Genomic DNA, 25,006 nt, shown 5'->3' on the forward strand with positions numbered 1-25,006 from the left:
CGAAACGCCGCGGGCCATCTGCTTGTTGTTGACCCTCGGCCACCCTTCGCGCATCCTCACCGCAACTGGAGGTGACGATGATTACAGGTCCACAGTGCCGCGCCGCCCGGGCGCTGATCGAAATTTCGCGCGAAATGCTTTCGAGCTTTTCCGGCATCGACGAGGAGACGATCCTCAAGTTCGAGCGCAAGCTGGAGAAACCCGGCGACGCCGTGATCCTCTCGTTGAAGCATGCGCTCGAAAATGCCGGCGCGGTGTTTCTGCCGGAGGGCGAACGCGGCATCGGCGTACGGCTGAAGTTCACCCGCTCCGAGGCCCGCCGCCTCTCGATCCTCGAAAGCGAGGGTGGCATCGTTGGCGACGACGAGGTTCCCGGCGCCTGAGAATGAGCCCTAATTTCAAGACCTTAGCCGGCTGACTTGAATCAGGATGACCAACGGTTGAATCGCTTTACGAACGAAAAACCCGCCGTTGCCGGCGGGTTCTTTTTTTGAAAGACGGTCGCCCGCGCTTACTTGCAGGCGGCGCAGAAGCGCTGGATGCGGCGGCAGGCTTCCTCGAGCTGGGCTTCCGAGGTCGCATAGGAGATGCGGAAGTTCGGGCCGAGGCCGAAGGCCGAACCGTGGACGACGGCGACGCCTTCGGATTCCAGCAGTTCCGACACGAAGTCTTCGTCCGTCTCGATGACCTTGCCCGACGGCGCGGTCTTGCCGATCAAGCCGGCGCAGGACGGATAGACGTAGAAGGCGCCTTCGGGCGTCGGGCACGAAATGCCCTTGGCCTGGTTCAGCATCGACACGACGAGATCGCGGCGGCCTTCGAAGATCTTCTTGTTTTCGGGAATGAAGTCCTGCGTGCCGTTCAGCGCCTCGACGGCCGCCCACTGGGCGATCGAGGTGGCGCCCGAGGTCTGCTGGCCCTGGATCATGTCCATGGCCTTGATCAGCTGCAGCGGGCCGGCGGCGTAGCCGATGCGCCAGCCGGTCATGGCATAGGCCTTGGAGACGCCGTTCATCGTCAGCGTGCGGTCATAGAGACCGGGCTCGACCTCGACCGGGGTCGCGAACTTGAAGTCGCCATAGGTCAGGTGCTCGTACATGTCGTCGGTGAGGATCCAGACATGCGGGTGCTTCATCAGCACATCGGTCAGCGCCTTCAGCTCGGCATGGCTGTAGGCGGCACCCGACGGGTTGGACGGCGAGTTGAAGATGAACCACTTGGTCTTCGGCGTGATCGCCTTGTCCAGATCTTCGGCCTTGAGCTTGAAGTTGTTCTCCTGCTTGGTCGAAACCGTCACCGGCGTGCCGCCGCACAGCGCCACCATTTCCGGGTAGGAAACCCAGTAGGGCGCCGGGATCACGACTTCATCGCCGGCGTTCAGGGTCGCCATGAAGGCGTTGAAAAGAATCTGCTTTCCGCCGGTGCCGACGATCGTCTGGGCGGCGGTGTAGTCGAGGTTGTTCTCGCGCTTGAACTTCTTGGCGATCGCTTCGCGCAGTTCCGGGATGCCGGAGACCGGCGTGTACTTCGTCTCGCCGCGATTGATCGCGTCGATGGCGGCCTTCTTGATATTGTCGGGCGTGTCGAAGTCCGGCTCACCGGCGCCAAGGCCGATGACATCGCGGCCTTTCGCTTTCAGCTCACGGGCTTTCTGCGAAACGGCGATGGTGGCGGAAGGCTTTACACGGGAAAGGGCATCGGCAAGGAAGGCCATGGGTGAAGGTCCTGATCGTTTCGAGACGAGGTGATCGCTACGGAACGAAAAGGCAGGCTCCATAGCGGTTAGGTCTATGTCGAAAGACGCCCGGTCTTGCAAGCGCCGGATAGGCAAAAACGCCGGAAACGCGGGCAAAAAGCGTCACCATGACAAAGTTTCATGAATGCGATCAGCATCGTCGATCGGAGGTCGCGATACCGAGCGATGCATCACCGTCCGTCGAGCGCCGACAATACGGATTGTGGCACCCGTTCGAACGGCCACGAAACGTAACGGCCAGAAACGGTTGGTGATCGCGATTTATTCAAAAAAATCAGCGCAATCCCGCAATTTTTCAAATGCCATAATTTAGCCACCACAACTGTCGCGGAACGCCGCAATTCCGTCCAGCAACAGCCGGTTTCCGGGCATTTCCTTCGATGATCCGAACACATTCGCATTACGGGGGTTATGCAATGTTTCTCGACGACGAAATCGCTTCCATGAAGACACGGCAGAACGAAGCACGCTGGGGCATGTACCTGGCGATCGCAGCCCTTGCCGCCTGCATCCTGATGTTCATCGGCCTGATGACCCAGGCGACCGCGCAAACTGCTGATGCCAAGCCGCGGCAGCTGGCGGGCTACGTTCGCCCCAACGACATCGGCACCGGCGCCCTGCTCTTTCCGTCGAAGGAGCCGGGCTATTTCGTCGAGGCGCCGCGCCTTGCGACCGACGTTCAGATCGACGTCAACGGCCCGATCATGCGCACCCGCGTCACCCAGCGCTTCGAGAACCCGAGCAAGGGCTGGGTTGAGGGCACCTATGTCTTTCCCCTGCCCGAGGATTCGGCCGTCGACACGCTGAAGATGCAGATCGGCGACCGCTTCATCGAGGGTGAGATCAAGGCGCGTGAGGCGGCCAGGGAGATTTACGAGCAGGCAAAGGCCGAGGGCAAGAAGGCCGCACTTCTCGAACAGCAGCGCCCGAACATCTTCACCAACCAGGTCGCCAATATCGGTCCCGGCGAAACGGTCGTCGTGCAGATCGAGTACCAGAGCGCGGTCCGCCAATCGAACGGCCTCTATTCGCTGCGTTTCCCCATGGTCGTGGCGCCGCGCTACAACCCGCAGCCGATCGTTCAGACCGTCGATCTCGACAGCCGCACCGGCTATGCCGTCAGCGACCCGGTCCCCGACCGCGAGAAGATCGAAGCGCCGGTCCTCGACCCCAAAGAGAACGCCAGGATCACCCCCGTCACACTGACGGTGAACCTCAAGGCCGGCTTCCCGCTCGGCGAAGTGAAATCAGGCTACCACGACGTCGATATCGCCAATCTTGACGATCTCAGCCGCCGCGTGACGCTGAAGGGCGACAGCGTGCCTGCCGATCGCGACTTCGAGCTCACCTGGAAGGCGATCGAGGGCAAGAGCCCCTATGCCGGCCTGTTCCGCGAAACGGTCGGCGGCAAGACCTATCTGCTTTCCTTCGTCACGCCGCCGGCAGCAGCAAATGAGGCCGACGCCAAGCCGGTCAAGCGGGAGATCGTCTTCGTCATTGACAATTCCGGCTCCATGGCCGGCCCGTCGATGGAGCAAGCCAAGGAGAGCCTGGCGCTCGCGATCTCGAGGCTGAAGCCCGAGGACCGTTTCAACGTCATCCGCTTCGACGACACCATGTCGGTGCACTTCTCCGAGCTGGTCGAAGCGACACCGGACAAGCGGGAGGACGCAATCGTCTATGTGCGCGGCCTGACAGCCGATGGGGGCACCGAGATGCTGCCAGCGCTGGAAGCGGCCCTTCGCACGCAAGGACCGGTCCAGGCCGGCGCGCTTCGCCAGGTGGTGTTCCTGACCGACGGCGCGATCGGCAACGAGACGCAGCTTTTCGAGGAGATCCAGAAGAACCGCGGCGAGGCTCGCGTCTTCACCGTCGGCATCGGCTCTGCTCCGAACAGCCACTTCATGACCAAGGCGGCCGAATATGGCCGCGGCACCTTCACGCTGATCGGCTCGGAGAGCGAGGTCGCCGCGCGCATGGGCGAGCTTTTCACCAAGCTCGAGAGCCCCGCAATGACCGATATCGCCGCGAGCTTCGAGGGCGCCTCGGCGAGCGACATCACCCCCAACCCGATGCCCGATCTTTATCGCGGCGAGCCCGTGGTGCTGACGGCCGAACTCGACGGCACCGCACCCGAAGGCAAGCTGCAGATCCTCGGCAAGGCCGGCGACCAGCCGTGGCGGGTGGAGATGGACATCGCCAAGGCCTCGACCGGCGAAGGCATCGCCAAGCTCTGGGCGCGCCGCAAGATCGACGACCTCGAGGCGAGCGCGTCGACGATCGCCGACCCGGCGACCCTCGACAAGCGGATCGAGACGGTGGCACTTGCCCACCATCTGGTCTCCCGCGTGACCAGCCTCGTTGCCGTCGACGCGACGCCGTCGCGGCCCGCCAGCGAGAACCTGAGCGAAACGAAGCTGCCGCTCAATCTCCCCGCCGGCTGGGACTTCGGAAAGGTCTTCGGCGAAGCCCCTGTCGAGACTGTCCCCGGCAAAGTCGACGAACGTGACGCCGCGCTCGAAAGCCGAACCAAGCTTGCGATGGTCACGGCCGACCGCATGCTGGCCGCACCGACGGCGCGGGCGGCAGGTCTGCTCGCGGAAGCCAACAACCAGGTCGCCCTGCCGCAGACGGCAACGGAGGCCGACAAGCAGATCCTGATCGGCCTGATGCTGCTCGTCTTCGCTCTGCTTGCCGGCACGACCTTTGTCTACTGGCGGGCGCCGATCGCCGCCGTCGTGCTTGCCGGAGTGCGCCGCCGTGGCCGCTGACAAGGATCAGTCCGAGCCACGGCCGGGCTTTCTCGCCCGCCTCTCGGCGGTCGAAACGATCGTGCTCGCGATCATCTCGCTCATTGCCCTTGCCGGTCTGCTTCTGATCGGCAAGGGCTTCTATATGAAAGCCAAGGCCGAGGTCTCGCAGGTGCTGTTGAAACGCACCTTCGAGGCGCAGCTGCACGGCAACCCGGATGGCAAGCCCTGGCCCTGGGCCGATTTTCAGACAGCCGCGGAAATCTCGGCGCCACGGATCAACCGCTCGGCGGTCGTGCTTCAAGGCGCAAGCGGCGAAGCGCTCGCCTTCGGGCCCGCCTGGCTGACGACGACGCCACTGCCCGGCGACGAAGGTACCTCGGTCATCGCCGCCCATCGCGACACGCATTTTCGCTGGCTGAAGGAGGTCAACCCCGGCGACCTTCTGGTGCTGACCCGCAAGGACGGCCGCCGCTTCCTGTTTAGGGCCGGCGAAAGCCGGGTTGCCCGCTGGGACGAAAGCGGCATCAACGCGTCCGCCAGCGGCCACCATCTGGCGCTCGCCACCTGCTGGCCCTTCGACGCGATCGAGCAGGGACCGATGCGCTACATCGTCGACGCAGAACTCATCGGCGAGCAGCGTCCGGTGCCGCTGACGACAGGCTCGATCTCGAAATAAACCGCTTTTGATCGGATGTGACTTGAACCGCTCCGTCGATCGCCCCAGCTTGCCTGCTGAACGAGTCGGTGTGGGAGAAACGGAATGCGGCATACGGGCGCTGGAACATCGGGACGGGCGGGCAAACGGTCGCGTGCGGTCGGAATCCTGGCCGTGTCCGTTGCGCTGGCACCGTTTGCTCCTCCGAGCGCCGGGGCACAGGATTCCCGCGAGTTTCCGAGCGAGCACGGTACCGTGCGTGTCGAGACGCTCGCGACCGGGCTTGAACACCCCTGGTCCGTCGAGGCACTCCCCGATGGCGGCCTGATCGTCAGCGAGCGGCCGGGTCGGCTGCGGATCCTGCGCGACGGCAAGCTCTCGAAACCGCTGACGGGCGTGCCCGAGGTCGCCGAGCGTGGCCAGGGCGGCCTGCTCGACATCGCGCTCGATCCCCGTTTTGCAGAAACCCGGACGCTCTACTTGACGATGGCTGCCAACGGCAAAGGCGGCTACGGCACCGTCGTCGTACGGGCAAAACTCGCCGCCGACGGAACCGGGCTTATCGACGTCAAGGAGCTCTTCCGGATGAGCAAGTTTACCGGCAAGGGCCAGCATTTCGGCTCACGCATCGCAATCGCTCCCGATGGCAGCCTTTTCTTCGGCATCGGCGATCGCGGCGAAGGCGACCGGGCGCAGGACCCGCGCGATCATGCCGGCGCCATCCTGCATATCAATGCCGACGGCAGCGTTCCCGGATCGAACCCTTATCGCGGCGGCACCGGCGGCCTGCCGGAGATCTGGTCGAAGGGCCACCGCAATCCTCAAGGGATCGCCTTCGATCCGAAGGACGGCACGCTTCTGACGGTCGAGCACGGCGCGCGCGGCGGCGACGAGATCAACAATCCGAAGCCCGGCCACAATTACGGCTGGCCCGTCATTACCTACGGCAAGGACTATTCCGGCGCCGAGATCGGCGAAGGCACGGCGAAAGAAGGCCTCGATCAGCCGCTCTTCTATTGGGATCCCTCGATCGCGCCTGGCGCGCTTGCCGTCTATCGCGGCGAGATGTTTCCCGAATGGGATGGCGATCTTCTGGTGGCGGCGCTGAAGTACCAGTTGCTCGCCCGGCTCGAACGCGACGACAGCGGCGCGATCGGCTCCGAGGAGCGGCTGTTCGACGGCGAATTCGGCCGCATCCGCGACGTCGTCGTGGCACTCGACGGCGCCTTGCTGATGGTGACGGACGAGGAAGACGGCGCCGTGCTCAGGGTCTCCAAGGCGGCGACGCAATAGCCGGCGCGCGCCGCACGTTCACGATAACCGATCGCGAACCTCGCGCCGGAACATGAATTTCAGCCCGGACCAGACGGGATCGACCGCGCAAACCTTCACGTCGACAAGGCCGAGCGGCAGGAAGATTTCACGCAAAACGTCCTCGGTCAGTGTCGTCGGCCGCTTCGACGCCTTCTTTGGCCAGGAGACCCACAGCATGCCGTCCGGCTTCAATCTCGCAGCCAGCTTCGGCGCGAGGCTCTTCCAAGGCCGATCGCTCCGTTTCGAACACATGCGCATAGTCAATGTCGCGCGCGGCCACGGTGCCGATCTCGGTCTCGCTGGCCCGAAAGCCGGAAAAACCGCTGATCGCATCGAGCCCGGCTGGAACCCCGAGAAGCAGGGCCCGCTGCCCGTCTTTCAGCCCCAGCTTGCGCCCGAGCGGCGTGCCGGAATAGCCGGCATCGCTCATGGTCGCCGATCTCCGATGGGTGATAGGAGCTGAGCTCCCTCCTCGGCGCCCTCTCCCGGCACCGTGTCTCCGGCCGTTTCCATCGACAACAACTCCGCCCAATCGCGGCGACGATGAGCCTTGCCCGGCGAAAACGCAACTGCTAGACGCGCCTGTCCGAGGAGAGAACGACATGCCGCGCATTCAGGCCAATCTGCTGCTTTTGATTTCAGGCGCCATCTGGGGCGCCGGCTTCGTTGCACAGTCGACGGCGATGGATGCGATCAGCCCGCTGTGGTTCATCGCGCTTCGTTTTGCGATCGCGACACTGGTCGCCATGCCCTTGGCCATCATCGAAACGAAACGCGCGGCCGAACCCATCAAGCTGACGACCGTGCGCAATTTCATCTTCATCGGCCTGGCGCTCTTTGCCGGCGCCGTGACGCAGCAATTCGGCCTGCTCGACACCAGCGTCACCAATTCCGGCTTCCTCACCGGTCTCTACGTCGTCTTCGTCCCGGTCTTGACCGTGATCTTCTTGCGCCGCAAGCCGCATTGGGTGATCTGGCCGGGGGCGTCGATGGCGCTGTTCGGCATTTTCCTCTTGAGCGGCGGCACGCTGTCGACGCTGACGGGTGGCGACTACCTGACCGTGGTCTGCGCCCTGTTCTGGGCGGTGCAACTGCTGCTCATCGGCCTGTTTGCCCCAAGCAGCGGCCGGCCGATGCTGCTGTCGATGACGCAGTTCGCCGTCTGCGCCGTGCTCGGCTTCGCCCTCGCCGTCACGACCGAGCCGCTGAGCTTCGCTGCCATAGAGGGCGCGCTCTTCGAGATCCTCTATGCCGGCATCTTTTCGAGCGGCCTTGCCTTCATTCTTCAGGTCGTCGGGCAGCGCTACACCACGGCGCCGCAGGCTGCGATCTTCCTGTCGAGCGAAGCACTCTTTGCCGCCCTCTTCGGCGTTCTCCTGCTTGGCGAAGTCATCACGCCGATCGGTTATGCCGGCTGCGCCATCATCTTTGCCGCCATGCTGACGGTAGAGATCGTGCCGGAACTGACGAAGGGCCGCCGCGCCCCAGCACCTGCCTGAGGGCTCCTCAAGAAACTATAGGCACCCCACCGCCAAGACGCTGGACTGAGGCTTTACTTGCTGTTGTTCAGGCAATAGGCCCGTTGCTTCGCAACGAAGGCGTAGCTTTGCCCTGCGTTTTCGACCCGGCCCGAGAGCTCTGGATTTTCTGCAAGAAATCTACGTAAGAAACCGCCGACGTGAGAAGCCTCAAACATATCAGGGAGTTGCCGACGGCACGCATCCCAAGCGATTGGCCTGCTTTACGCGCCGCGCACGAGAAATCGGCGAAAACCACTCAATTTTGCAGCAATTGTTTTCAAAAAGCTGTGATTTCAACAGCTTGCGATATATTTTGCGCAGCGCCCCACAAAGCCGCAAATGACCGATTTTTGAGCAATGACAAGACGCAATACCAATCCCGAAAAGTTTTGCTTGCCAATTCAAAATAAACCCATCAATCTTACTTTCGTTCGGGCAATCTGCGAACATGGGAAGATCTTGAAATAAAAGCGGGCCGGAGACGCAAAAACTCCGGGCGGCCAGACCGATGGGAAGCAGAGATGCGGCCCTTCCAATGGCTGGCTGCGGTAACCAGGACCCTTTCCTCAAACGTCGAGAACTGCCTGCCAACGCCCATCCGGGCACATTGCAATGCTACCCGTCCGTCAAACGGGTGGAGAGAAAAGGACCTGACGCATGGCCGAAACTGGCACTGTAAAATTCTTCAACACCGACAAGGGCTTTGGTTTTATCAAGCCTGACAACGGTGGTGCAGATATCTTCGTACACATTTCCGCGGTCCAGGCTTCCGGCCTGACCGGTCTGACGGAAAACCAGAAGGTAAGCTTCGACACCGAACCGGATCGCCGCGGCAAAGGCCCGAAGGCGGTCAACCTGCAGATCGCCGGCTAACGCCGTTATCTGCTGACAGATTCCAGTTGAAGCCCGGCATTCTTGCCGGGTTTTTTTGTTCAGGCTCGGTTCAGTTTGGCCGCGTTAACCTTCCTCCATCATGAAGGCCGGGTTGATCCGGTCCATGCGAAGGATTGAAGCCAAATGAACAAGTTCATCAAAGCCGCCGTTCTCTCGATCGCCGCAGCCGCTATGGTCATCCCGACCTTTGGCGCCGCCGAGGCAGGCGGCAGGCATCACCACAACAATGACGATGCATGGGCAGCTGGTGCAGCAGGTCTCGTTGCCGGCGCTCTGATCGGCGGCGCGATCGCTTCGCAGCCGCGTTACAACGGCGGCTACAACGAGCGCGTCTACATCGATCCGGAACCGGAATACGACTATTACGAGCCGCGTCCGGCCTACCGCCCTCGCCCGGTCTACCAGGCACGCCCTGTCGTCGTCGACAGCTATGGTGGCGGTTACCGCTCGCTCGAGCCCTGGACCCCGTCCTGGTACCGTTACTGCGCGCAGCGTTACCGCTCGTTCAACCCGGATAGCGGCACCTTCCGCGGCTACGACGGCCGCAGCTACTTCTGCACCGCCGGCTAATCAGGTTCGGCGTAAGAATCGAAAAGCCCATGTCTTGATAGAGACATGGGCTTTTTTCGTGAGCGTGTGTGGTGGCTCAGAGCCCGCGCAGATAAGGATTGGTGCGGCGCTCCTCGCCGATCTGACCACTCGGGCCATGTCCGCAGATGAAGCCGACGCTATCGCCGAGCGGCAGGATCTTGTCGCGGATCGAATCGAGCAATTGCTGGTGATTGCCGCCGGGCAGGTCCGTGCGGCCGATCGAGCCGTGGAAGAGCACGTCGCCGACATGGGCGAAGTTCTGCGCCCGGTTGAAATAGACGACGTGTCCCGGCGCATGGCCCGGGCAATGCAGGACTTCGAAGACATGGTCGCCGAAGGAGACCGTGTCGCCTTCTTCGAGCCAGCGATCGGGAATGACGTTCTGAACCTTCATCGCCAGACCGAAGCGCTCCGCCTGGCTTTCGAGGCTTTCGAGCAGCGGCAGGTCGTCCTTGTGCGGACCGATGATTTCGAGCCCGAGGGCGTCCTTCAGTTCCTTGGCGCCGCCGGCATGGTCGATATGGCCGTGGGTGATCCAGATCGCCTTCAGCGTGATGCCGTTTTCGCGGATGGTCTGCAGGATGAGATCGACGTCGCCGCCGGGATCGACGATCACGCCTTCCTTGGTCTCGCTGTCGAACAGCACGGTGCAGTTCTGCTCGAAATGGGTAACCGGGATGATGCCCGCCTGTAACATGCGCGTCTGCCTCTCTAGAGCATGTCGCGCAAAAATTTGGGAGCGGTATTGCGATAACGACATGCGACAAATCCAGAACCTAAAGCGTAGGAAGCGAATCTGGAAGATCGCAACGCGCTCTAGGATCTCGTCATCTTCCTATAGCGGCAATTGGCGGCGGTGACAGCGCCAATCAGCGAAGCGAGGCTATTTGCGGTGCAGACAGCTGCTGGGGTGCCGGCCACTGCACGGTGGTCATCAGCAGCGCCGAAATCGCGATCTCCGCGGCGACGACGATCCGAACGACCGGCTTGAGGCTGCGCGCGGCGACGTTGTTCTGATCCGGCTGAGCATTCTGCATTTTGTCCCTCTCCCGTTGCCTTTCTCCTGGCGTGTCCTGCCCTCGGCAACGGCTGGAGAATGTCACAGCGTCACATTTCGTGACGTTCCCGGGGGAACATCCGCGCGCTTGCTGGCGTTTGGCCCTCGTCAATATAAGGAGAAACACGATGGTGAAGCTTACCCGCCCCCTGTTGCGAGCCGCTACGGCCGCGGGTTTGGTGTTGGCGATCGGTACGCCGTCCGCCTTTGCAGCCATGACCGCGACCACGGTGACGGACCTTAACATCCGCACAGGTCCGGGCCCTCAATATCCGACAGTCGGCCTTGCGACCCGCGGTAGCACCGCGGTTATCGACGGCTGCATCGAAGGCAGCAAGTGGTGCCGCATTGACGTCGGCGGCGTGCGCGGCTGGGTCTATTCCCAGTATCTGACGACGGATCTTGGCGGTTCTGCCGTCGTGGTCCAGGAGCGCCGGGCCGACCTGGCCATTCCTGCCGTCACCTATGAAGTGCAGCCCAATGACCCCGTGATCGTCAGCAGCGGCGACGAATTGATCGGCCCGGTCGAACAGATCGACCCGATCGTGCCGCCGGAGAATGTGCGGACCTACGTCACGTCCAACCCCGGCGAGACCGTCTATCTCGATGGTGAAGTCGTCGTCGGTGCCGAACTGCCGCAGACCGTGGCCGTTCAACGCGTTCCCGACTACAGCTACGACTATGTCAGCATCAACGGCCAGCCCGTTCTGGTCGAGCCGGCAACGCGACGCATCGTCTACGTCTATCGCTAACAATCGAGACCCCCGGCAATCATTCGGTTGCCGGGGGTTCCCGACGTGCCTGCATTACCCTCCCTCGCTCTCCCGACGGCACGAATCATGCGCGGCAAGGTCATTCCCTCCAGCCGCCCCTGCCGCCGGCTTCGTTTTCCCGCTTTGCCTGTAAGAGGTTGCCTCTGCCTAAAATCGAGCCATTTCAATTGGCTACGAAGCGGGCGCCGCAACGTCATTTCACTCAAATTGACAATAATCCGGAATAGGCTTCAACCTATTGATGCCGGCTCATCGGCTTTTAGTGGCGCGTCCACGACGAGCCACGACACGGAGGGATCAATGGAAGCATTAATGCCTATCATTACCCAATTGATCGCGGGGGCCGCCGGCGGGAACGCGGCCAGCGCAGTGTTGAAGCAGCAGGCATTCGGTGTCGTCGCACGGACCATCGTCGGCGCCATTGGAGGCCTTGGCGGCGGGTTCCTCATTCAGATGCTCGGCGGAGAAGCAGCCGCGACCGGTCTCGCCATGCAAGCCATCGGCGGCCTTGTCGGCGGCGGCGTACTGAGCGGAATCGTCGGGCAATTCTTGGGGAAGACCGCCTAACTCTGCGATCATATCCGTAGCAAGACAAAAGGCGGCCCGGGGGCCGCCTTTTCTGCTTTCGAGAGCATTCCGGATGCCGTTACTCGGCTGCCGCGGCAACCGGATAGACTTCCTTCATGTAGTCGTTCATCAGCGTTTCGCAGATCGTCGCCGGCGTGAAGCGGTAAGGACCGATTTCGGAAACCGGCGTCACTTCGGCGGCCGAGCCGGTGAGGAAGCATTCGCTGAAACCGGACAGTTCCTCCGGCATGATCGCCCGCTCGACCACTTCATAGCCGCGGCGCTTGGCAAGCTCGATCACCGTGCGACGGGTGATGCCGTCGAGGAAGCAATCCGGCACCGGCGTGTGGATGACGCCGTCCTTGACGAAGAAGATGTTGGCACCGGTCGCTTCGGCCACGCGGCCGCGGTAATCCAGCATCATCGCGTCCGCATAGCCCTTGGCCTCGGCCGCATGCTTGGAGATGGTGCAGATCATGTAGAGGCCGGCGGCTTTCGACTTCGAAGGTGCCGTCTGCGGATCCGGGCGGCGATATTCTGCGATATCGAGCCGGATGCCCTTGAGCTTTTCGGCCGGGTTGAAATAGCTGCCCCACTGCCAGATGGCGATGGCGACGTTGATGCGGTTGTTCTGCGCCGAAACGCCCATGCTCTCGCTGCCGCGCCAGGCGATCGGCCGCACATAGGCCTCGGAGAAGCCCTGACGCTTCAGAAGCTCGACGCTGGCTGCGTCCAGTTCCTCCACCGAATAAGGGATCTTGAAGCCGAGGATTTCGGCGGACTGATGCAGGCGCTGGTTGTGCTCGGTCAGCTTGAAGATGCGCCCGCCATAGGCGCGCTCGCCCTCAAAGACCGCGCTGGCATAGTGCAGGCCGTGGGTCAGCACGTGAATCTTGGCATCCTTCCACGCGACGAACTCGCCGTTGAACCAGATCTGTCCGTCCAACTGATCAAAAGGAACCGCTGCCATGGTGTCATCCTCCGGCGCATGCGCGCCATTCTTAGTTGATTATCGCCCTGCTTTCAGTCTATCGGCAAACTGATTGAGGGAAAATTCAATTTCGTGATTTTGGATTTGCGATCGGAACGGCACGGCATATCCTTTCAGATGTTGCCAACGCCAAATGTCTCGCTTACCGAGCATGGACGCTAATGCTATGGTAAAAATATGTCAACAAAGCTGACATATTTTTTCGAATGTTTCGCAAGTTGCAATCAGGCTGAAAGGAAATGACCGCGTGGCCGGCCAATCCAAAGAGAACACCCGGTATCTGAACGATGCCGCCGCCGATGACGATACGATCGATTTCGAGATCATCGAGCTGCTCTTCTTCGCCTATCGCGACTTCACCTCCGACCCGGATGCGATCCTGGAAAAGAGCGGCTTCGGACGGGCGCACCACCGCGTCGTGCACTTTGTCGACCGCGAGCCGGGCATGACGGTCGCCGACCTCCTGGACACGCTGAAGATTACCAAGCAGAGCCTTGCCCGGGTGCTGAAGCAACTGATCGACTCCGGGTATATTCGCCAGGAAACCGGCCCTGAAGACCGGCGCCAGCGTATGCTCTACACGACGGAAGAAGGCCAGGCGCTGGCGCGTGCGCTTGCCGAGCCACAGTCCCGCCGCATAGCCGATGCATTGGCAAGAACCGGTCCGGGCGCGCGCGAAACGGTCAAGCGCTTTCTCGCCGGGATGAAGAACAACGCCGCAGACTGACGCCCGCCGTAGCGCGGGTCTGGCCTGCAACTTGGGAAGCGTGGAATGACGACAAAAGCGACTGTCTCGGACGATGCGGCTCACCTTCTGGTCGTCGACGACGACCGGCGCATCCGCGATCTGCTCAACCGCTACCTGGTCGAACAGGGTTTTCGCGTGACGACCGCGTCCGATGCGGACGAAGCCCGCCGCAAGCTCGTCGGCCTCGACTTCGACCTTCTGATCGTCGACGTGATGATGCCCGGCGAAAGCGGCATTTCGCTCACCCAGAGCCTCAGGCAAATCAAGACCGTGCCGATCCTGATGTTGACGGCGCTGGCGGAATCCAACTCCCGCATCGAGGGTCTCGAGGCCGGCGCCGACGACTATCTGTCGAAGCCCTTTGACCCGCGCGAACTGGTGCTGCGCATCAACAACATCCTGCGCCGCAACCAGCCGGCCCAGACCCCCAAGGTCGACCAGGTGATCTTCGGTCCCTACACCTTCTCGGTGGTGCGCAAGGAGCTGCGTCGTGGCGCCGATCACATCCGCCTGACGGACCGCGAGCAGGAGATCATGACACTCTTTTCGCAACGTGCCGGCGAAACGATCCCACGCCACGAGTTGATCGGCGACGATGCCGAGGTCGGCGAGCGCACGATCGACGTGCAGATCAACCGCCTGCGCCGCAAGATCGAGGACGACCCGTCCAACCCCGTCTGGCTGCAGACGGTGCGCGGCATCGGCTACCGGCTGAGCGTGGACTGAAATGGCAGCCCTTCCCATGAGCGCGGCAAACCATGGCAAGCTTTGACGGCATAGAGCACGGCGCATCCGGGGCGAACGACAATGCCTGGAGGCGGTTCACCCGCTGGCTGCGCCGTCGCCTGCCCATGGGGCTTTACGCCCGCTCGCTGCTGATCGTCATCATTCCCATGGTGCTTCTGCAGTCGGTGGTCGCCTTCATCTTCATGGAGCGCCACTGGCAGCTGGTGACGCAGCGCCTGTCGGCCGCCGTCACCGGGGACATTGCCGCGATCGTCGATCTTATCGACACCTTCCCTGCCGACCGCGACATCTCCGAGATCATCCGCATCGCGCGCGATCAGCTCGATCTCAGCATCTCCGTGGACCCGCCCGGCGAACTGCCGCCGCCGCGCCCCAGCCCCTTCTTCGAAATCCTCGACCAGATCCTCGGCGAAGAGATTTCCAACCAGGTCCGCCGCCCCTTCTGGATCGATACGGTCGGCAACTCCAAGCTCGTCGAGATCCGCATCAAGCTCGATGACGGCCGCATCCTGCGCGTCTATGCCCGGCGCAACCAGGCCTACGCTTCCAACACCCACATCTTCCTCGTCTGGATGGTGGCGGCCTCGCTGGTGCTGCTGACGATCGCGGTGCTCTTCCTGCGCGGCCAGATCCGCCCGATCCTGGCCTTGACCAAGGCGGCCGAAAGCTTCGGCAAGGGCCAGAAGATCGACGACTTCGCGCCGCGCGGCGCCGATGAAATCCGCCGCGCCGGCCTCGCCTTCATCCAGATGCGCGAGCGCATCGAACGCCAGATCGAGCAGCGCACCGCGATGCTGACTGGCGTCAGCCACGATCTTCGAACCATCCTCACCCGCTTCAAGCTGCAGCTGGCGCTTGCCGGCAACAACCCCGATCTCGAAGGCCTGAACCAGGACGTCGATGACATGCAGAACATGCTGGAAGGCTATCTGGCCTTCGCCCGCAGCGAAGCGGAGGAGGACGTCGGCCAGCTGAAACTCAGCGACCTGATGACCCGGCTCGCCGCTGAAGCCGAACTGCTCGGCAAGACCCTGACCACATCCATCGAAGGGGAAGACGATATCCGCGTGCGGCCAAACGCCTTCACCCGTCTCGTCGCCAACATCGCCTCGAACGCCTACCGCTACGCCAACACTGTCAAGATCGATGCGCGCCACAGTGCCAAGTGGCTCACCATCACCGTCGACGATGACGGCCCAGGTATTCCCGAACGTTCGCGCGAGGATGTGTTCAAGCCGTTCTTCCGCCTCGACGAAGCCCGCAATCTCGACAGTTCCGGCACTGGCCTCGGGCTGGCGATCGCCCGCGATATCGCCCGCAGCCACGGGGGCAACGTCACGCTTGGCGACAGCCCGCTCGGCGGCCTCAGGGCAACGGTGCGCGTCCCGGCTTGACGTTCCCGCGCGGGCGGGCCACTTCTGGCCACGAATGGGCTAAGGGGAACGGGCCATGGTAGACGCCATCGATTGGGCTGACTGGGAGCGACGGCTGGCCGAACTCTGGGCAACCTTCGACCCGACAGATAGCGAAGCCTTTATCGCCCGCATCGATGCCCTTGCCGCCGAACTGCCGGCAGGACATGCCATCGGAGTGTTCGAAAGAGCCTCGGCGCAGGATTCGACCGGCCATGAGATGAAGGCGGAGCCGCTCTACCGGCAGGCGCTGGAAAACGGTCTTCAGGGAATTCGCCGCCGACGGGCCACCATCCAGCTCGCCAGCACCCTGCGCAATCTCGGCCGCGCCAAAGAAGGTATCGCCCTGCTCACCGCCGAGCGGGACAAGCCATCGGACGAACTCGACGATGCGGTCATCGCCTTCCTGGCGCTCTGCCTCGTCGATACTGGCCAGGCGCAACAGGCGGCCGCACTCGCGCTCGCCAGCCTGTCACGGCACCTCCCCCGCTACAACCGCTCACTCAAGCGCTACGCCGAGATGTTGTTGCCGGAGAGTTGAGCGTGTCAGCGCTGGTAGATCGAGGTCAGGCCGCGTCGTTCGTTGAAACGGTGCCAGGCGTCGATACGGCGCGGATGACGGGCGCGCATGACATCGAGCGGCGCGAGCAGCCGGCCGCCGCGGCCAAGGGCGGCATCGAGGATCTCGATGATGCGACGGTTCGGCCAGGGCTTGCGGGTGATCGCCAAGAGCGCCCGGAAGGCTTCGTCCTCTCGCCCCGCGCCGAGTTGATGCGCAATCAGACCATAGGCAAAGGCCGTCGAGCGGCTGACGCCGGCATGGCAATGCACGAGAATGCGGCTCTCAGCATGCTCGGCCGCCGGGCGCATCGCCTCGAAAACTTCGAGCACCAGATCCGGGAAATGCTGGGTGGCGGTCGGGTTTTCCTGGTCGCGCATGCGCACGACCCGGTGGCTGGCGTCCGCAATCACGGGCACGTTGGCATCCGGCAATTCGGGATCGAGCAGAGACAGCACATGACTTGCGCGCCAGTCGCGCGCGGCATCGGCGGCGCGCCAAAGGCAGGACACCTTGACGCGCTCGGGGATCACTTCGAAAGCAATGTTCATGGGGATCACATCAATTTCTTGCCGTTGGGGACCGGCCGTTCGGTGGCAGCCAGCACGATCGCACCGGCCTCGTCTGCAAAGCCCAGCGTCAGCACTTCAGAGCGCACAGGCCCGATCTGGCGCGGCGGAAAATTGACCACGCCCAGCACCTGCCGCCCGACGAGATCCTCCGGACGATAATGCACCGTGATTTGCGCTGATGACTTTTTTATGCCGATTTCCGGGCCGAAATCGATTTTCAGCTTGATGGCCGGCTTGCGCGCTTCCGGAAACGGTTCGGCCTCGACGATGGTGCCCACGCGAATGTCCACGCGCTCGAAATCAGCAAATTCAATAGTTTCAGCCATCGTCATTCCCTATGTGAAATCTTATCCGAGGAGGTGGATTAAAGCATCGGGCGAGATTTCGGAAGCACGGCGGCCTCGGCGGGCTCCCCGCGAAATCTGGCCTCCTCCCATGGGCGACGCGCGAACTGCTCGGCAAGGAAATCGACGAAAACACGCACGCGTGGCGGCAAGAATCGCCGGTGCGGATAGACGACCGTGATCGGCTCTGCCTCGGCATAGTTGCTGCCGGTCAGAAGCGGCACCAGCAATCCCGCCTTGATATCTCCGCCCACGAGCAGTTCGGAAAGGCGCACGATGCCGATGCCTGCGAGCGCAAGCCGTCGGAGCGCTTCGGTGCTGTTGGCTTCGACGGAGCCACAAACACGGATCGCACGCCGGCCGTCGCCATCCTGAAATTCCCAAACGTTGAGACGGCCGCGGGCGGTGATGGCAAGGCAGACATGCCGCTGCAGGTCGTCAGGCGTTTGCGGCGCGCCGTGCCGCTCGAGATAGGCGGGTGCGGCGCAGATGACGCGACGGTTTGGTGCGAGCCGCCGCGTCACCAGCGTGCTGTCGCTCTGTTCCGCGACCCGCAGCGCAACATCCGCCTCACCGTTCATGAGGTCGACGACCGCGTCGCTGAAATCGAGTTCCAGGTCGATCTCCGGAAACCGTTCGATGAAATCAGGCAGCATGGGCACGATCAGGCGATGACCGAAGGCGCTGGGCAGGCTCACCCGCAACCGCCCGCGCGGCACCGCCCCCGGTTGGATCGCAACCTCCGCATCTTCCATGTCGCCGAGGATGCGGCGGCTCGATTCCGCATAGGCGCTGCCTTCGCTCGTCAGGCTGATGCTGCGCGTCGAACGCTGCAGCAGGCGTACGCCAAGGCGCGCCTCCAGCCGGCCGACGATCTTGCTGACCGCCGATGGCGTCATGCGCAACCGCCGCGCCGCCGCCGAGAAATCTCCCTCCTCGACGACAGCGAGAAACACCGTCATGGCTTCCTGTCGATCCATCCATCTATTCCATTTCGTCACAGATAAACGGAATTTAACATGGATTATCGCCGCGAGCGACAGGCTGTAGCTTGGACCGGAACTCAGACAGCGAAGCTTGAGGGGTAACGGAAATGGGCAAGCAGCCGAGCAGCAGTCTGCCGATGAGTTATGAGCTGCATTCCTGGGCTCGGCGTCAACGCAGCATTGCGATCGGCAACCTCTGCCGCCGCGTGATCGGCACAATCTGGAGAAGTCTCGTCAATCGCCAGCCAAGCCGCGATCATGGGGCCTGCGCCGGCGCTTCCCCGGCGCGAAACCCTTAGGCCAGGCGCCATGCCGGCCCAACATGGGGCCAGCCGCATTCAATATTCAGCCTGCGAGTTCTTCCGCGCGCTTGCGCGCCGCAGCGATCGCCTTGTCAAACAGCGGCTGCATGCCGTCGTCGGCCATCAGCACGGACAGTGCCGCAGCCGTCGTGCCGCCGGGCGAGGTCACGTTCTGGCGCAGCCGCGCGGCTTCGTCAGGCGACTGGTGCAAAAGTTCGCCAGCCCCAGCGACGGTTTCCCGCGCGAGCCGCATGGCGAGGTCCGCCTCAAGGCCGGCCTTGCGGCCCGCCTCGGCCATGCATTCGACGAGGTAGAAGACATAGGCCGGACCGCTGCCCGAAACGGCGGTGACGGCATCGATCTCGGCTTCGGTGCGGACCCATTCGACCGGACCGCTGACCTTCAGGAGATCATGAACGTGAGCGCGCTGCTGATCGCTGACGCGGGCATTGGCAAAGGCGCCGGTGACGCCGCGGCCGATCATGGCCGGGGTATTCGGCATGGCGCGCACGGTCGCCGCGGCACCGAGATGGGCTTCGATGAAGGAAAGCGTCTTGCCTGCAGCAACCGAAACGATGACGGTATCCGGGCCGACGAGAGATTTCAGCGGCGGCAAGACGGCGTCCATCACCTGCGGCTTGACCGCAAGGAAGATCACACCCGCCTGGACACCCAACGGTACCGAGGTCGCATGCGTCACGCCGTTGTCGGAGATCAGCTGCGCCATGGCCGGCGGCGGGCCGGGATCGACGACGAGAACGTCTGCGCCTTTAACGCCGCTCTTCAGCCAGCCCGAAAGCATGGCGCCGCCCATATTGCCGGCGCCGACGAGCACGATGGGACCGGAAGCGGCGTTCGTCATGATCAGGCTTCTCCAACCGTTTCGAACAGGACGGCATCGACGGCGCGCTGCGCGTCCATGCCGGACCAGACGACGAATTGAAACGCCTGATAATAGGATTCGCAAGCGTCGAGTGCGCTCGAAAGCAGAACTTCGACCTGCTGGTTGGTGGGCTCGGCGCCGCCGGCAAGCAGCAGCGACTGGCGGAAGATCACCACTTCCTCCTGGCGCCACAGATCGAAGTGGCCCATCAAAACCTGCCCATTGATATGGGAGAGCAGACGGATGACTTCGTTGACCCGGCTTTCCGACACCTTGATGTCGAAGGCACAGGCCAGGTGCAGCGCCTCGAATTCCTCCATCCAGGAGAAGGAAACGTGGTAGTCCGCCCACTTGCCTTCGACCGTCATGGCGATTTCGTCTTCGCCGGATCGTTCGAACGACCAGTCGTTATTGGCAGCCACGAACTCGATCATATCGACCGGGTTGGATTGGCGCTCGACTTCCATTTCCAAAAGGCTCATGCATCACCCTGCATAGGTGTGGCACGGGCATGCGTCATCACGCTCACAAGACGCAACGCCGCAAACCCAACACCGATTACAAACACGTATGATTGCTGAACTCACATCCATCCTGGCTGACTTACCCTGCCCGGAGCTTACGTGGTTCGTTTCGAATCATCATTTAAAATCAGTGTATAATGGCGGAGTCAGGCTGCCAGCCCCTCGGCCCAAAAATAGCCGTGAACAATCGCGTCCACGTTGTCATGTGAATGAAGCGGTTGAGCTTAACTGACTCTGCCATAAGGGTTTTTTGGCAGTGTCCACAGGTGGAAAACTTTTCAGGTTTTATTAACCACCCATCATGCCGTTTCGGACCTATGCGGCTGAACCACAGCAAAACGCCCGCAGATGAGGTCCGCGGGCGAAGTAAAAACGCTGAAATGCCGTTATTTCAAGGGAATCGCGTTACTTGCCCGTATCGACGAGACGCGCTTCGAGAGCCTCAATACGGGCCAGAAGCGCATCGTTTTCCTCGCGCGCCTTGATGGCCATTTCCTTGACCATTTCGAACTCTTCGCGCTTGACGACGTCGAGCGAATTCAGCGCCCGCTCCGCCTGCGCCCGGAAGGCCGTTTCAACCTCGCGGCGCACGCCTTGAGCGGCGCCGGCAGCATCGGTCATCAGCTTGGCAAAGTCATCCAGGATGCGGTTGGTGCCTGTGCTCATCGTCGCGATCTCCATATCAGCCATCGCCTCTAAAGGCGCGATGCGGTCCATGGGTTTCAGGTAGGGTCACCGGCCGCGCGATGCAAGAAAAATCACGCGCGCCATCACGGCTCCCTTCACGACCCTGTGTCCGGGGCGCGCATTGCCGCCCTTGACCGAGGTGAAATCGCTCGCCATGGTCCGCCGAAACAACCGGCCCGGCACGAGAACAATAAATTGGAAACATTAGCGACCCGCCTCGCCATCCTCCCCTTCCCCGAAATCGACCCCGTTATCGTCCAGATCGGCCCGCTGGCCATCCACTGGTACGGGCTCGCCTATGTGGCGGGCATTCTGCTCGGCTGGTTCTACGCCCGGCGCCTGGCGATGAACGCCTCGCTCTGGCGGGACGACAAGCCGGCCATCACGCTGCAGCAGCTCGACGACTTCCTGCTGTGGGCCGCCGGCGGCATCGTGCTCGGCGGCCGCATCGGCTACATTCTCTTCTACGATCTCGGCTCAGTGCTCGCCAATCCGATCCGCGCGCTGGAAATCTGGAACGGCGGCATGTCGTTCCACGGCGGCTTCCTCGGCACGACACTCGCCATGATCCTGTTTGCGCGCAAGAACAAGATCGCCATCTGGAGCCTGTTCGACATTGTCGCCGCCGTCGTCCCGATCGGCCTGTTCTTCGGTCGTATCGCCAACTTCATCAACGGCGAACTCTGGGGCCGCCTCTCGTCGATGCCCTGGGCGATCGTATTCCCGACCGGCGGTCCGTTCGCCCGCCACCCGAGCCAGCTCTACGAGGCCGCCCTTGAAGGTATCGTCCTGCTCTCCGTCCTCGCCTGGTTCATCTATCGTCGTCACGCGTTGAAATCCCCGGGGCTCGTCACCGGCATCTTCGTGCTCGGCTATGCCCTGAGCCGCATTTTCGTCGAATTCTTCCGCGAACCGGACGCGCAGATCGGCTATCTTGTCGGTGGCTGGCTGACCATGGGCATGCTTTTGTCGCTGCCAATGGCGCTCGCCGGCATCTGGGCCATTGCCCGGGCGCGGCGCGCAGCCACCTGAGAGCGGATGGGGCAAGGGCGCGCGGCTATTCCGGCCGCCGCCCCGCGAATTGGACGAAGGCATGACGACACCACTTGCGGACAAGATCAAGGCGCTGATCAAGACCCACGGGCCGATCAGCGTCACCGATTATTTCTCGCTTTGCCTGGCGGATCCGGAGCACGGCTACTACCGTGTGCACGAGCCCTTCGGCAAGGAAGGCGACTTCACCACGGCGCCGGAGATCAGCCAGCTCTTCGGCGAGATGATCGGCATCTTCCTCGTCCATGCCTGGCAGCAGCACGGCAAGCCTGAGGGCGCCGTGATTGCTGAAATCGGCCCCGGCCGCGGCACGATGATGGCCGACATGCTGCGCGTCGTGCGCCGCCTGGCACCTGATCTCTATGCTTCCGCCGGCGTGCATCTCGTCGAAACCAGCGAACGGCTGCGTAAGGTGCAGTCGGAAACGCTCGCCGCCCATGGTCACAAGGTCGAATGGCACACGAGCTTCGAGACCCTGCCGGAAGGCTTCCTGCTGCTTGCCGCCAACGAGCTTTTCGACGCCATTCCGATCCGGCAGTTCGTGCGCACGGCGCAAGGCTTCCGCGAGCGCATGGTCGGGCTTGATGCCACGGACGAACTGACCTTTGCCGCCGGCGTTGCCGGCATCGATCCCGAGCTTCTTCCGACGCCGGCGCAGGGTGTTGCCGAAGGCACGATCTTCGAGATTGCTCCCGCCCGCGACGCTGTCATGTCGGCCCTCTGCGAACGGTTGAAGATCAGCGGCGGCACCGCCGTGATCATCGACTATGGCCATATGGCCACCGGCTATGGCGATACGCTGCAGGCCGTGCGCGATCACGAATACGATCCGCCGCTCGCCAGCCCCGGCCGCGCCGATCTCACCAGCCACGTCGATTTCGAGCAACTCGCCCGCCGCGCCAAGACGGACGATGTGCAGATCAACGGTCTTGCCCACCAGGGCGATTTTTTGGTCGGCCTCGGTCTTCTGGAACGCGCCGCGGCCCTTGGCCGCGACAAGGATGCGCTGACGCAGGAAACCATCCGCCAGGACGTCGAGAGGCTTGCCGGCGCAGGCGCCGGAAAGATGGGCGAACTGTTCAAGGTCCTGGCCGTCAGCAGCCCGCCGGTGCCGCTCTCGCCGTTCCGCAAACCGAAGGCTTGAACCTCCACCCGACGGCACCCCTGCCGTTCGGGAATTGACAGCCCTGCCGTCGCGGGTCAACATCGCGCCGGCAAATCAAGAGCCAGTCGCCGGGCCGGAGCGCGCGCCCAAACCCATTGATTTTCCTGATAAAGCAAAGGCGAATATACCAATGCAGCATGACGCCGCGCTCTCTCCTGTGCAAAGCTCGCTTTTCAGCGAGAAGGCCGGACCGGCAATCGCCCATGGCTATTTCACCCGAACAGGCGGCGTTTCCGAAGGGATCTATCGCGGCCTCAATGTCGGGCTTGGCTCCAAGGACGAGCGTACCCATGTCAACGAGAACCGCGCCCGCGTCGCCCGCTGGTTCGGCGCCTCGCCAGAGCGCCTGGCGACCGTGCACCAAGTCCATTCCCCAGACGCCGTGGTGGTCGACGAAAGCTACGACGGCGCCCGCCCCGAGGCCGATGCGCTGGTGACGGCAACGCCGGGCATCGTGCTCGGCGTGCTCTCGGCCGATTGCGGCCCCATCCTCTTTGCCGATGCCGAAGCCAACGTCATCGGTGCCGCGCATGCCGGCTGGAAGGGCGCGCTCGGTGGCGTGCTCGAAAGCACCATCGACACGATGGTTTCGCTCGGCGCGCAGCGCGAGCGCATCGTCGCCTGCCTCGGCCCGTCGATCAGCCGTCGGAACTATGAGGTCGGCTCCGAGTTCGTAGAACGCTTCGTCGCGGCGAACGAAAGCTACGCCACTTTCTTCCGGCCTTCGGAGCGCGACGGCCATGCCATGTTCGACCTGCCAGGGCTGACGATCAAACGGCTGGTCGAAGCGGGCGTTGCCGCCGAGAATCTCGACATCTGCACCTATGCCGACGAGGAGCGTTTCTTCTCCTATCGGCGCACGACCCACAGGCAGGAACCGGACTACGGCCGACAGATTTCCGCCATTTGCATACGAGGGACCTGACATGGCGCTTCACTTTGCCCAGGAAGAATATGCAAGCCGTCTCGAGCGGCTGACGGAGAAGATGCGCGAGGAGAAGCTGGACGCGGTGCTGCTTTTCGCCCAGGAGAGCATGTACTGGCTGACCGGCTACGACACCTTCGGCTACTGCTTCTTCCAGACGCTGGTCGTCAAGAAGGACGGCTCGATGGTGCTTTTGACGCGCTCGGCCGACCTGCGCCAGGCCCGTCATACATCGAACATCGAGCGTATCGAGATCTGGGTCGACCGGGCCAATGCCGACCCGACCATGGATCTCAAGAACCTCTTGAGCGAACTCGACCTGCTCGGCTGCCGCATCGGCATCGAATACGACACCCACGGCATGACCGGCCGCGCCGCGCGGCTGATCGACCGGCAGCTACAGACCTTTGGCGAGCTGATCGACGCCTCGCATCTGGTCGGCCGCCTGCGCCTGATCAAGAGCGAGGCGGAAATCGCCCATGTCGAAAAGGCCGCAAGCCTTGCCGACGACGCGCTCGATGCCGCCCTGCCCCTCATTCGTCCTGGCGGCAACGAGGCCGACATTCTGGCCGCGATGCAGGGAACGATCCTTGCCGGCGGCGGCGACTATCCGGCCAACGAGTTCATCATCGGCTCCGGCGCCGATGCGCTGCTCTGCCGCTACAAGTCCGGACGGCGCCTGCTGGACAGCCAGGACCAGCTTACGCTGGAATGGGCCGGCGTCAGTGCTCACTATCATGCGGCGATGATGCGCACCGTCGTCATCGGCGAGCCGACCAATCGCCATCGCGAACTCTACAGCGCCTGCCGCGAAACCATCCAGGCGATCGAGATGGTGCTTCGCCCCGGCAACACCTTCGGCACCGTCTTCGACGTGCACGCCAGGATCATGGACGAACGCGGCCTTGCCCGCCACCGGCTGAACGCCTGCGGCTATTCGCTCGGCGCCCGCTTCTCCCCCTCCTGGATGGAGCAGCAGATGTTCCACCTCGGCAATCCCCAGGAGATCGAGCCGAACATGTCGCTGTTCGTGCACATGATCATTATGGATTCCGACAGCGGCACCGCCATGACGCTTGGCCAGACCTACCTCACCACGACAGACACGCCGCGCGCGCTGTCGCGTTACGGCCTGGACTTCATTTCTGCTTAGGGAAATCCGCCTAGACTTGCGTTCGTAATGGCAGACGACAGGAGACGTTTCAGGAAACTGCCGCGAAGAAACGGA

General features: G+C 62.8%; 28 protein-coding genes and 1 pseudogene. 17 read left to right on the forward strand and 12 right to left on the reverse strand.

Going from position 1 to position 25,006, the window contains the following annotated elements:
* Positions 1 to 77: 77 nt before the first annotated feature.
* Positions 78 to 383 (forward strand): hypothetical protein, encoded by a 306-nt coding sequence (locus FA04_RS11875; RefSeq protein ID WP_034788680.1) that lies wholly within the window; start codon positions 78 to 80, stop codon positions 381 to 383.
* A gap of 128 nt (positions 384 to 511) precedes the next feature.
* Here FA04_RS11875 and FA04_RS11880 read toward each other — a convergent pair whose 3' ends face one another.
* The gene (locus FA04_RS11880) at positions 512 to 1,714 is read right to left on the reverse strand and encodes a pyridoxal phosphate-dependent aminotransferase (RefSeq protein WP_034788681.1); all 1,203 of its coding nucleotides are present in this window, start codon (positions 1,712 to 1,714) and stop codon (positions 512 to 514) included.
* A gap of 458 nt (positions 1,715 to 2,172) precedes the next feature.
* On the opposite strand from FA04_RS11880, the gene FA04_RS11885 reads away from it, so the two are divergent.
* The 3 genes from FA04_RS11885 (at position 2,173) to FA04_RS11895 (ending at position 6,457) form a co-directional block, all read left to right on the forward strand.
* A complete protein-coding gene (locus FA04_RS11885) occupies positions 2,173 to 4,527 on the forward strand; it encodes a marine proteobacterial sortase target protein (protein ID WP_034788682.1) in 2,355 nt (784 codons plus the stop codon).
* A complete protein-coding gene (locus tag FA04_RS11890) occupies positions 4,517 to 5,185 on the forward strand; it encodes a class GN sortase (protein WP_371273175.1) in 669 nt (222 codons plus the stop codon). Before FA04_RS11885 ends, FA04_RS11890 begins: the two co-directional genes overlap by 11 nt.
* 84 nt (positions 5,186 to 5,269) lie before the next feature.
* A complete protein-coding gene (locus FA04_RS11895; RefSeq protein WP_034788686.1) occupies positions 5,270 to 6,457 on the forward strand; it encodes a PQQ-dependent sugar dehydrogenase in 1,188 nt (395 codons plus the stop codon).
* A gap of 18 nt (positions 6,458 to 6,475) precedes the next feature.
* Here the strand turns inward: FA04_RS11895 and FA04_RS11900 are convergent.
* Positions 6,476 to 6,908 (reverse strand): annotated as a pseudogene (locus tag FA04_RS11900) (hypothetical protein).
* Between the two features lie 172 nt (positions 6,909 to 7,080).
* Between FA04_RS11900 and FA04_RS11905 the strand changes: the two are divergent.
* Entirely contained in the window at positions 7,081 to 7,977 is an 897-nt protein-coding gene (locus tag FA04_RS11905) for a DMT family transporter (RefSeq protein ID WP_034788688.1), read from the forward strand.
* Between the two features lie 198 nt (positions 7,978 to 8,175).
* Here the strand turns inward: FA04_RS11905 and FA04_RS35130 are convergent, their stop codons facing one another.
* Positions 8,176 to 8,448: a hypothetical protein gene (locus tag FA04_RS35130; protein ID WP_127889314.1), complete on the reverse strand. Its 273-nt coding sequence runs from the start codon at positions 8,446 to 8,448 to the stop codon at positions 8,176 to 8,178.
* 207 nt (positions 8,449 to 8,655) lie between these two features.
* Between FA04_RS35130 and FA04_RS11910 the strand changes: the two genes are divergently transcribed.
* Complete coding sequence (locus tag FA04_RS11910) at positions 8,656 to 8,871, forward strand: cold-shock protein (RefSeq protein WP_034788690.1); 216 nt, start codon at positions 8,656 to 8,658, stop codon at positions 8,869 to 8,871.
* Between the two features lie 144 nt (positions 8,872 to 9,015).
* Entirely contained in the window at positions 9,016 to 9,462 is a 447-nt protein-coding gene (locus tag FA04_RS11915; RefSeq protein WP_034788692.1) for a BA14K family protein, read from the forward strand.
* Positions 9,463 to 9,538: 76 nt separating this feature from the next.
* Here the strand turns inward: FA04_RS11915 and FA04_RS11920 are convergent, their stop codons facing one another.
* Together FA04_RS11920 and FA04_RS35620 are read right to left on the reverse strand one after the other, a co-directional pair.
* Positions 9,539 to 10,180, reverse strand: coding sequence for an MBL fold metallo-hydrolase (locus tag FA04_RS11920; protein WP_034788694.1), 642 nt, complete (start codon positions 10,178 to 10,180; stop codon positions 9,539 to 9,541).
* Between the two features lie 172 nt (positions 10,181 to 10,352).
* On the reverse strand, positions 10,353 to 10,520 hold the full coding sequence (locus FA04_RS35620; protein ID WP_089044992.1) for a hypothetical protein: 168 nt from the start codon (positions 10,518 to 10,520) through the stop codon (positions 10,353 to 10,355).
* Positions 10,521 to 10,668: 148 nt separating this feature from the next.
* Here FA04_RS35620 and FA04_RS11925 point away from each other — a divergent pair, with 148 nt between their 5' ends.
* A complete protein-coding gene (locus FA04_RS11925) occupies positions 10,669 to 11,292 on the forward strand; it encodes a DUF1236 domain-containing protein (RefSeq protein WP_034788696.1) in 624 nt (207 codons plus the stop codon).
* 321 nt (positions 11,293 to 11,613) lie between these two features.
* Positions 11,614 to 11,880, forward strand: a complete 267-nt coding sequence (locus FA04_RS11930; protein ID WP_034788698.1) for a hypothetical protein — start codon at positions 11,614 to 11,616, stop codon at positions 11,878 to 11,880.
* Positions 11,881 to 11,959: 79 nt separating this feature from the next.
* On the opposite strand, the gene FA04_RS11935 is transcribed toward FA04_RS11930, so the two are convergent.
* The gene (locus tag FA04_RS11935; protein ID WP_034788707.1) at positions 11,960 to 12,850 is read right to left on the reverse strand and encodes a branched-chain amino acid aminotransferase; all 891 of its coding nucleotides are present in this window, start codon (positions 12,848 to 12,850) and stop codon (positions 11,960 to 11,962) included.
* A gap of 268 nt (positions 12,851 to 13,118) precedes the next feature.
* Here FA04_RS11935 and FA04_RS11940 point away from each other — a divergent pair, with 268 nt between their 5' ends.
* From FA04_RS11940 to FA04_RS11955, 4 genes are read left to right on the forward strand one after another with little or no spacing between them, the layout of a single operon-like run.
* Positions 13,119 to 13,598: a MarR family winged helix-turn-helix transcriptional regulator gene (locus tag FA04_RS11940; RefSeq protein WP_034788710.1), complete on the forward strand. Its 480-nt coding sequence runs from the start codon at positions 13,119 to 13,121 to the stop codon at positions 13,596 to 13,598.
* A gap of 45 nt (positions 13,599 to 13,643) precedes the next feature.
* A complete protein-coding gene (locus FA04_RS11945) occupies positions 13,644 to 14,345 on the forward strand; it encodes a response regulator (RefSeq protein ID WP_034788713.1) in 702 nt (233 codons plus the stop codon).
* A gap of 32 nt (positions 14,346 to 14,377) precedes the next feature.
* Positions 14,378 to 15,760, forward strand: coding sequence for an ATP-binding protein (locus FA04_RS11950; protein ID WP_034788716.1), 1,383 nt, complete (start codon positions 14,378 to 14,380; stop codon positions 15,758 to 15,760).
* 55 nt (positions 15,761 to 15,815) lie between these two features.
* A complete protein-coding gene (locus FA04_RS11955) occupies positions 15,816 to 16,319 on the forward strand; it encodes a tetratricopeptide repeat protein (RefSeq protein WP_034788719.1) in 504 nt (167 codons plus the stop codon).
* Positions 16,320 to 16,324: 5 nt separating this feature from the next.
* Here FA04_RS11955 and FA04_RS11960 read toward each other — a convergent pair whose 3' ends face one another.
* The 6 genes from FA04_RS11960 to FA04_RS11990 all read right to left on the reverse strand — a co-directional run bounded on the left by FA04_RS11960 (position 16,325) and on the right by FA04_RS11990 (position 20,614).
* Positions 16,325 to 16,888 (reverse strand): protein-tyrosine phosphatase family protein, encoded by a 564-nt coding sequence (locus FA04_RS11960; RefSeq protein WP_034788722.1) that lies wholly within the window; start codon positions 16,886 to 16,888, stop codon positions 16,325 to 16,327.
* Between the two features lie 5 nt (positions 16,889 to 16,893).
* Entirely contained in the window at positions 16,894 to 17,235 is a 342-nt protein-coding gene (locus tag FA04_RS11965; RefSeq protein WP_034789031.1) for a tRNA-binding protein, read from the reverse strand.
* Positions 17,236 to 17,273: 38 nt separating this feature from the next.
* The gene (locus FA04_RS11970) at positions 17,274 to 18,233 is read right to left on the reverse strand and encodes a LysR family transcriptional regulator (protein WP_034788727.1); all 960 of its coding nucleotides are present in this window, start codon (positions 18,231 to 18,233) and stop codon (positions 17,274 to 17,276) included.
* Between the two features lie 351 nt (positions 18,234 to 18,584).
* Positions 18,585 to 19,403: a pyrroline-5-carboxylate reductase gene (proC, locus tag FA04_RS11980; RefSeq protein ID WP_034788732.1), complete on the reverse strand. Its 819-nt coding sequence runs from the start codon at positions 19,401 to 19,403 to the stop codon at positions 18,585 to 18,587.
* A gap of 2 nt (positions 19,404 to 19,405) precedes the next feature.
* Positions 19,406 to 19,906 (reverse strand): type III secretion system chaperone family protein, encoded by a 501-nt coding sequence (locus tag FA04_RS11985; protein ID WP_034788736.1) that lies wholly within the window; start codon positions 19,904 to 19,906, stop codon positions 19,406 to 19,408.
* Between the two features lie 447 nt (positions 19,907 to 20,353).
* Positions 20,354 to 20,614 (reverse strand): accessory factor UbiK family protein, encoded by a 261-nt coding sequence (locus FA04_RS11990; protein WP_034789034.1) that lies wholly within the window; start codon positions 20,612 to 20,614, stop codon positions 20,354 to 20,356.
* A 216-nt stretch (positions 20,615 to 20,830) separates the two neighbouring features.
* Here FA04_RS11990 and lgt point away from each other — a divergent pair, with 216 nt between their 5' ends.
* The 4 genes from lgt (at position 20,831) to FA04_RS12010 (ending at position 24,931) form a co-directional block, all read left to right on the forward strand.
* The gene (lgt, locus tag FA04_RS11995; RefSeq protein WP_034788738.1) at positions 20,831 to 21,667 is read left to right on the forward strand and encodes a prolipoprotein diacylglyceryl transferase; all 837 of its coding nucleotides are present in this window, start codon (positions 20,831 to 20,833) and stop codon (positions 21,665 to 21,667) included.
* 61 nt (positions 21,668 to 21,728) lie between these two features.
* Positions 21,729 to 22,832 carry a class I SAM-dependent methyltransferase gene (locus FA04_RS12000; protein ID WP_034789036.1) on the forward strand — a complete coding sequence of 368 codons (1,104 nt, stop codon included), beginning with the start codon at positions 21,729 to 21,731 and terminating at the stop codon, positions 22,830 to 22,832.
* Between the two features lie 151 nt (positions 22,833 to 22,983).
* Positions 22,984 to 23,778, forward strand: coding sequence for a peptidoglycan editing factor PgeF (pgeF, locus tag FA04_RS12005; RefSeq protein WP_034788741.1), 795 nt, complete (start codon positions 22,984 to 22,986; stop codon positions 23,776 to 23,778).
* Position 23,779: 1 nt separating this feature from the next.
* On the forward strand, positions 23,780 to 24,931 hold the full coding sequence (locus FA04_RS12010) for a M24 family metallopeptidase (protein WP_034788744.1): 1,152 nt from the start codon (positions 23,780 to 23,782) through the stop codon (positions 24,929 to 24,931).
* Positions 24,932 to 25,006: the final 75 nt, after the last annotated feature.

Origin of the sequence: Ensifer adhaerens, assembly GCF_000697965.2 — a bacterium.
GTDB classification, from domain to species: Bacteria; Pseudomonadota; Alphaproteobacteria; order Rhizobiales; family Rhizobiaceae; genus Ensifer; species Ensifer adhaerens.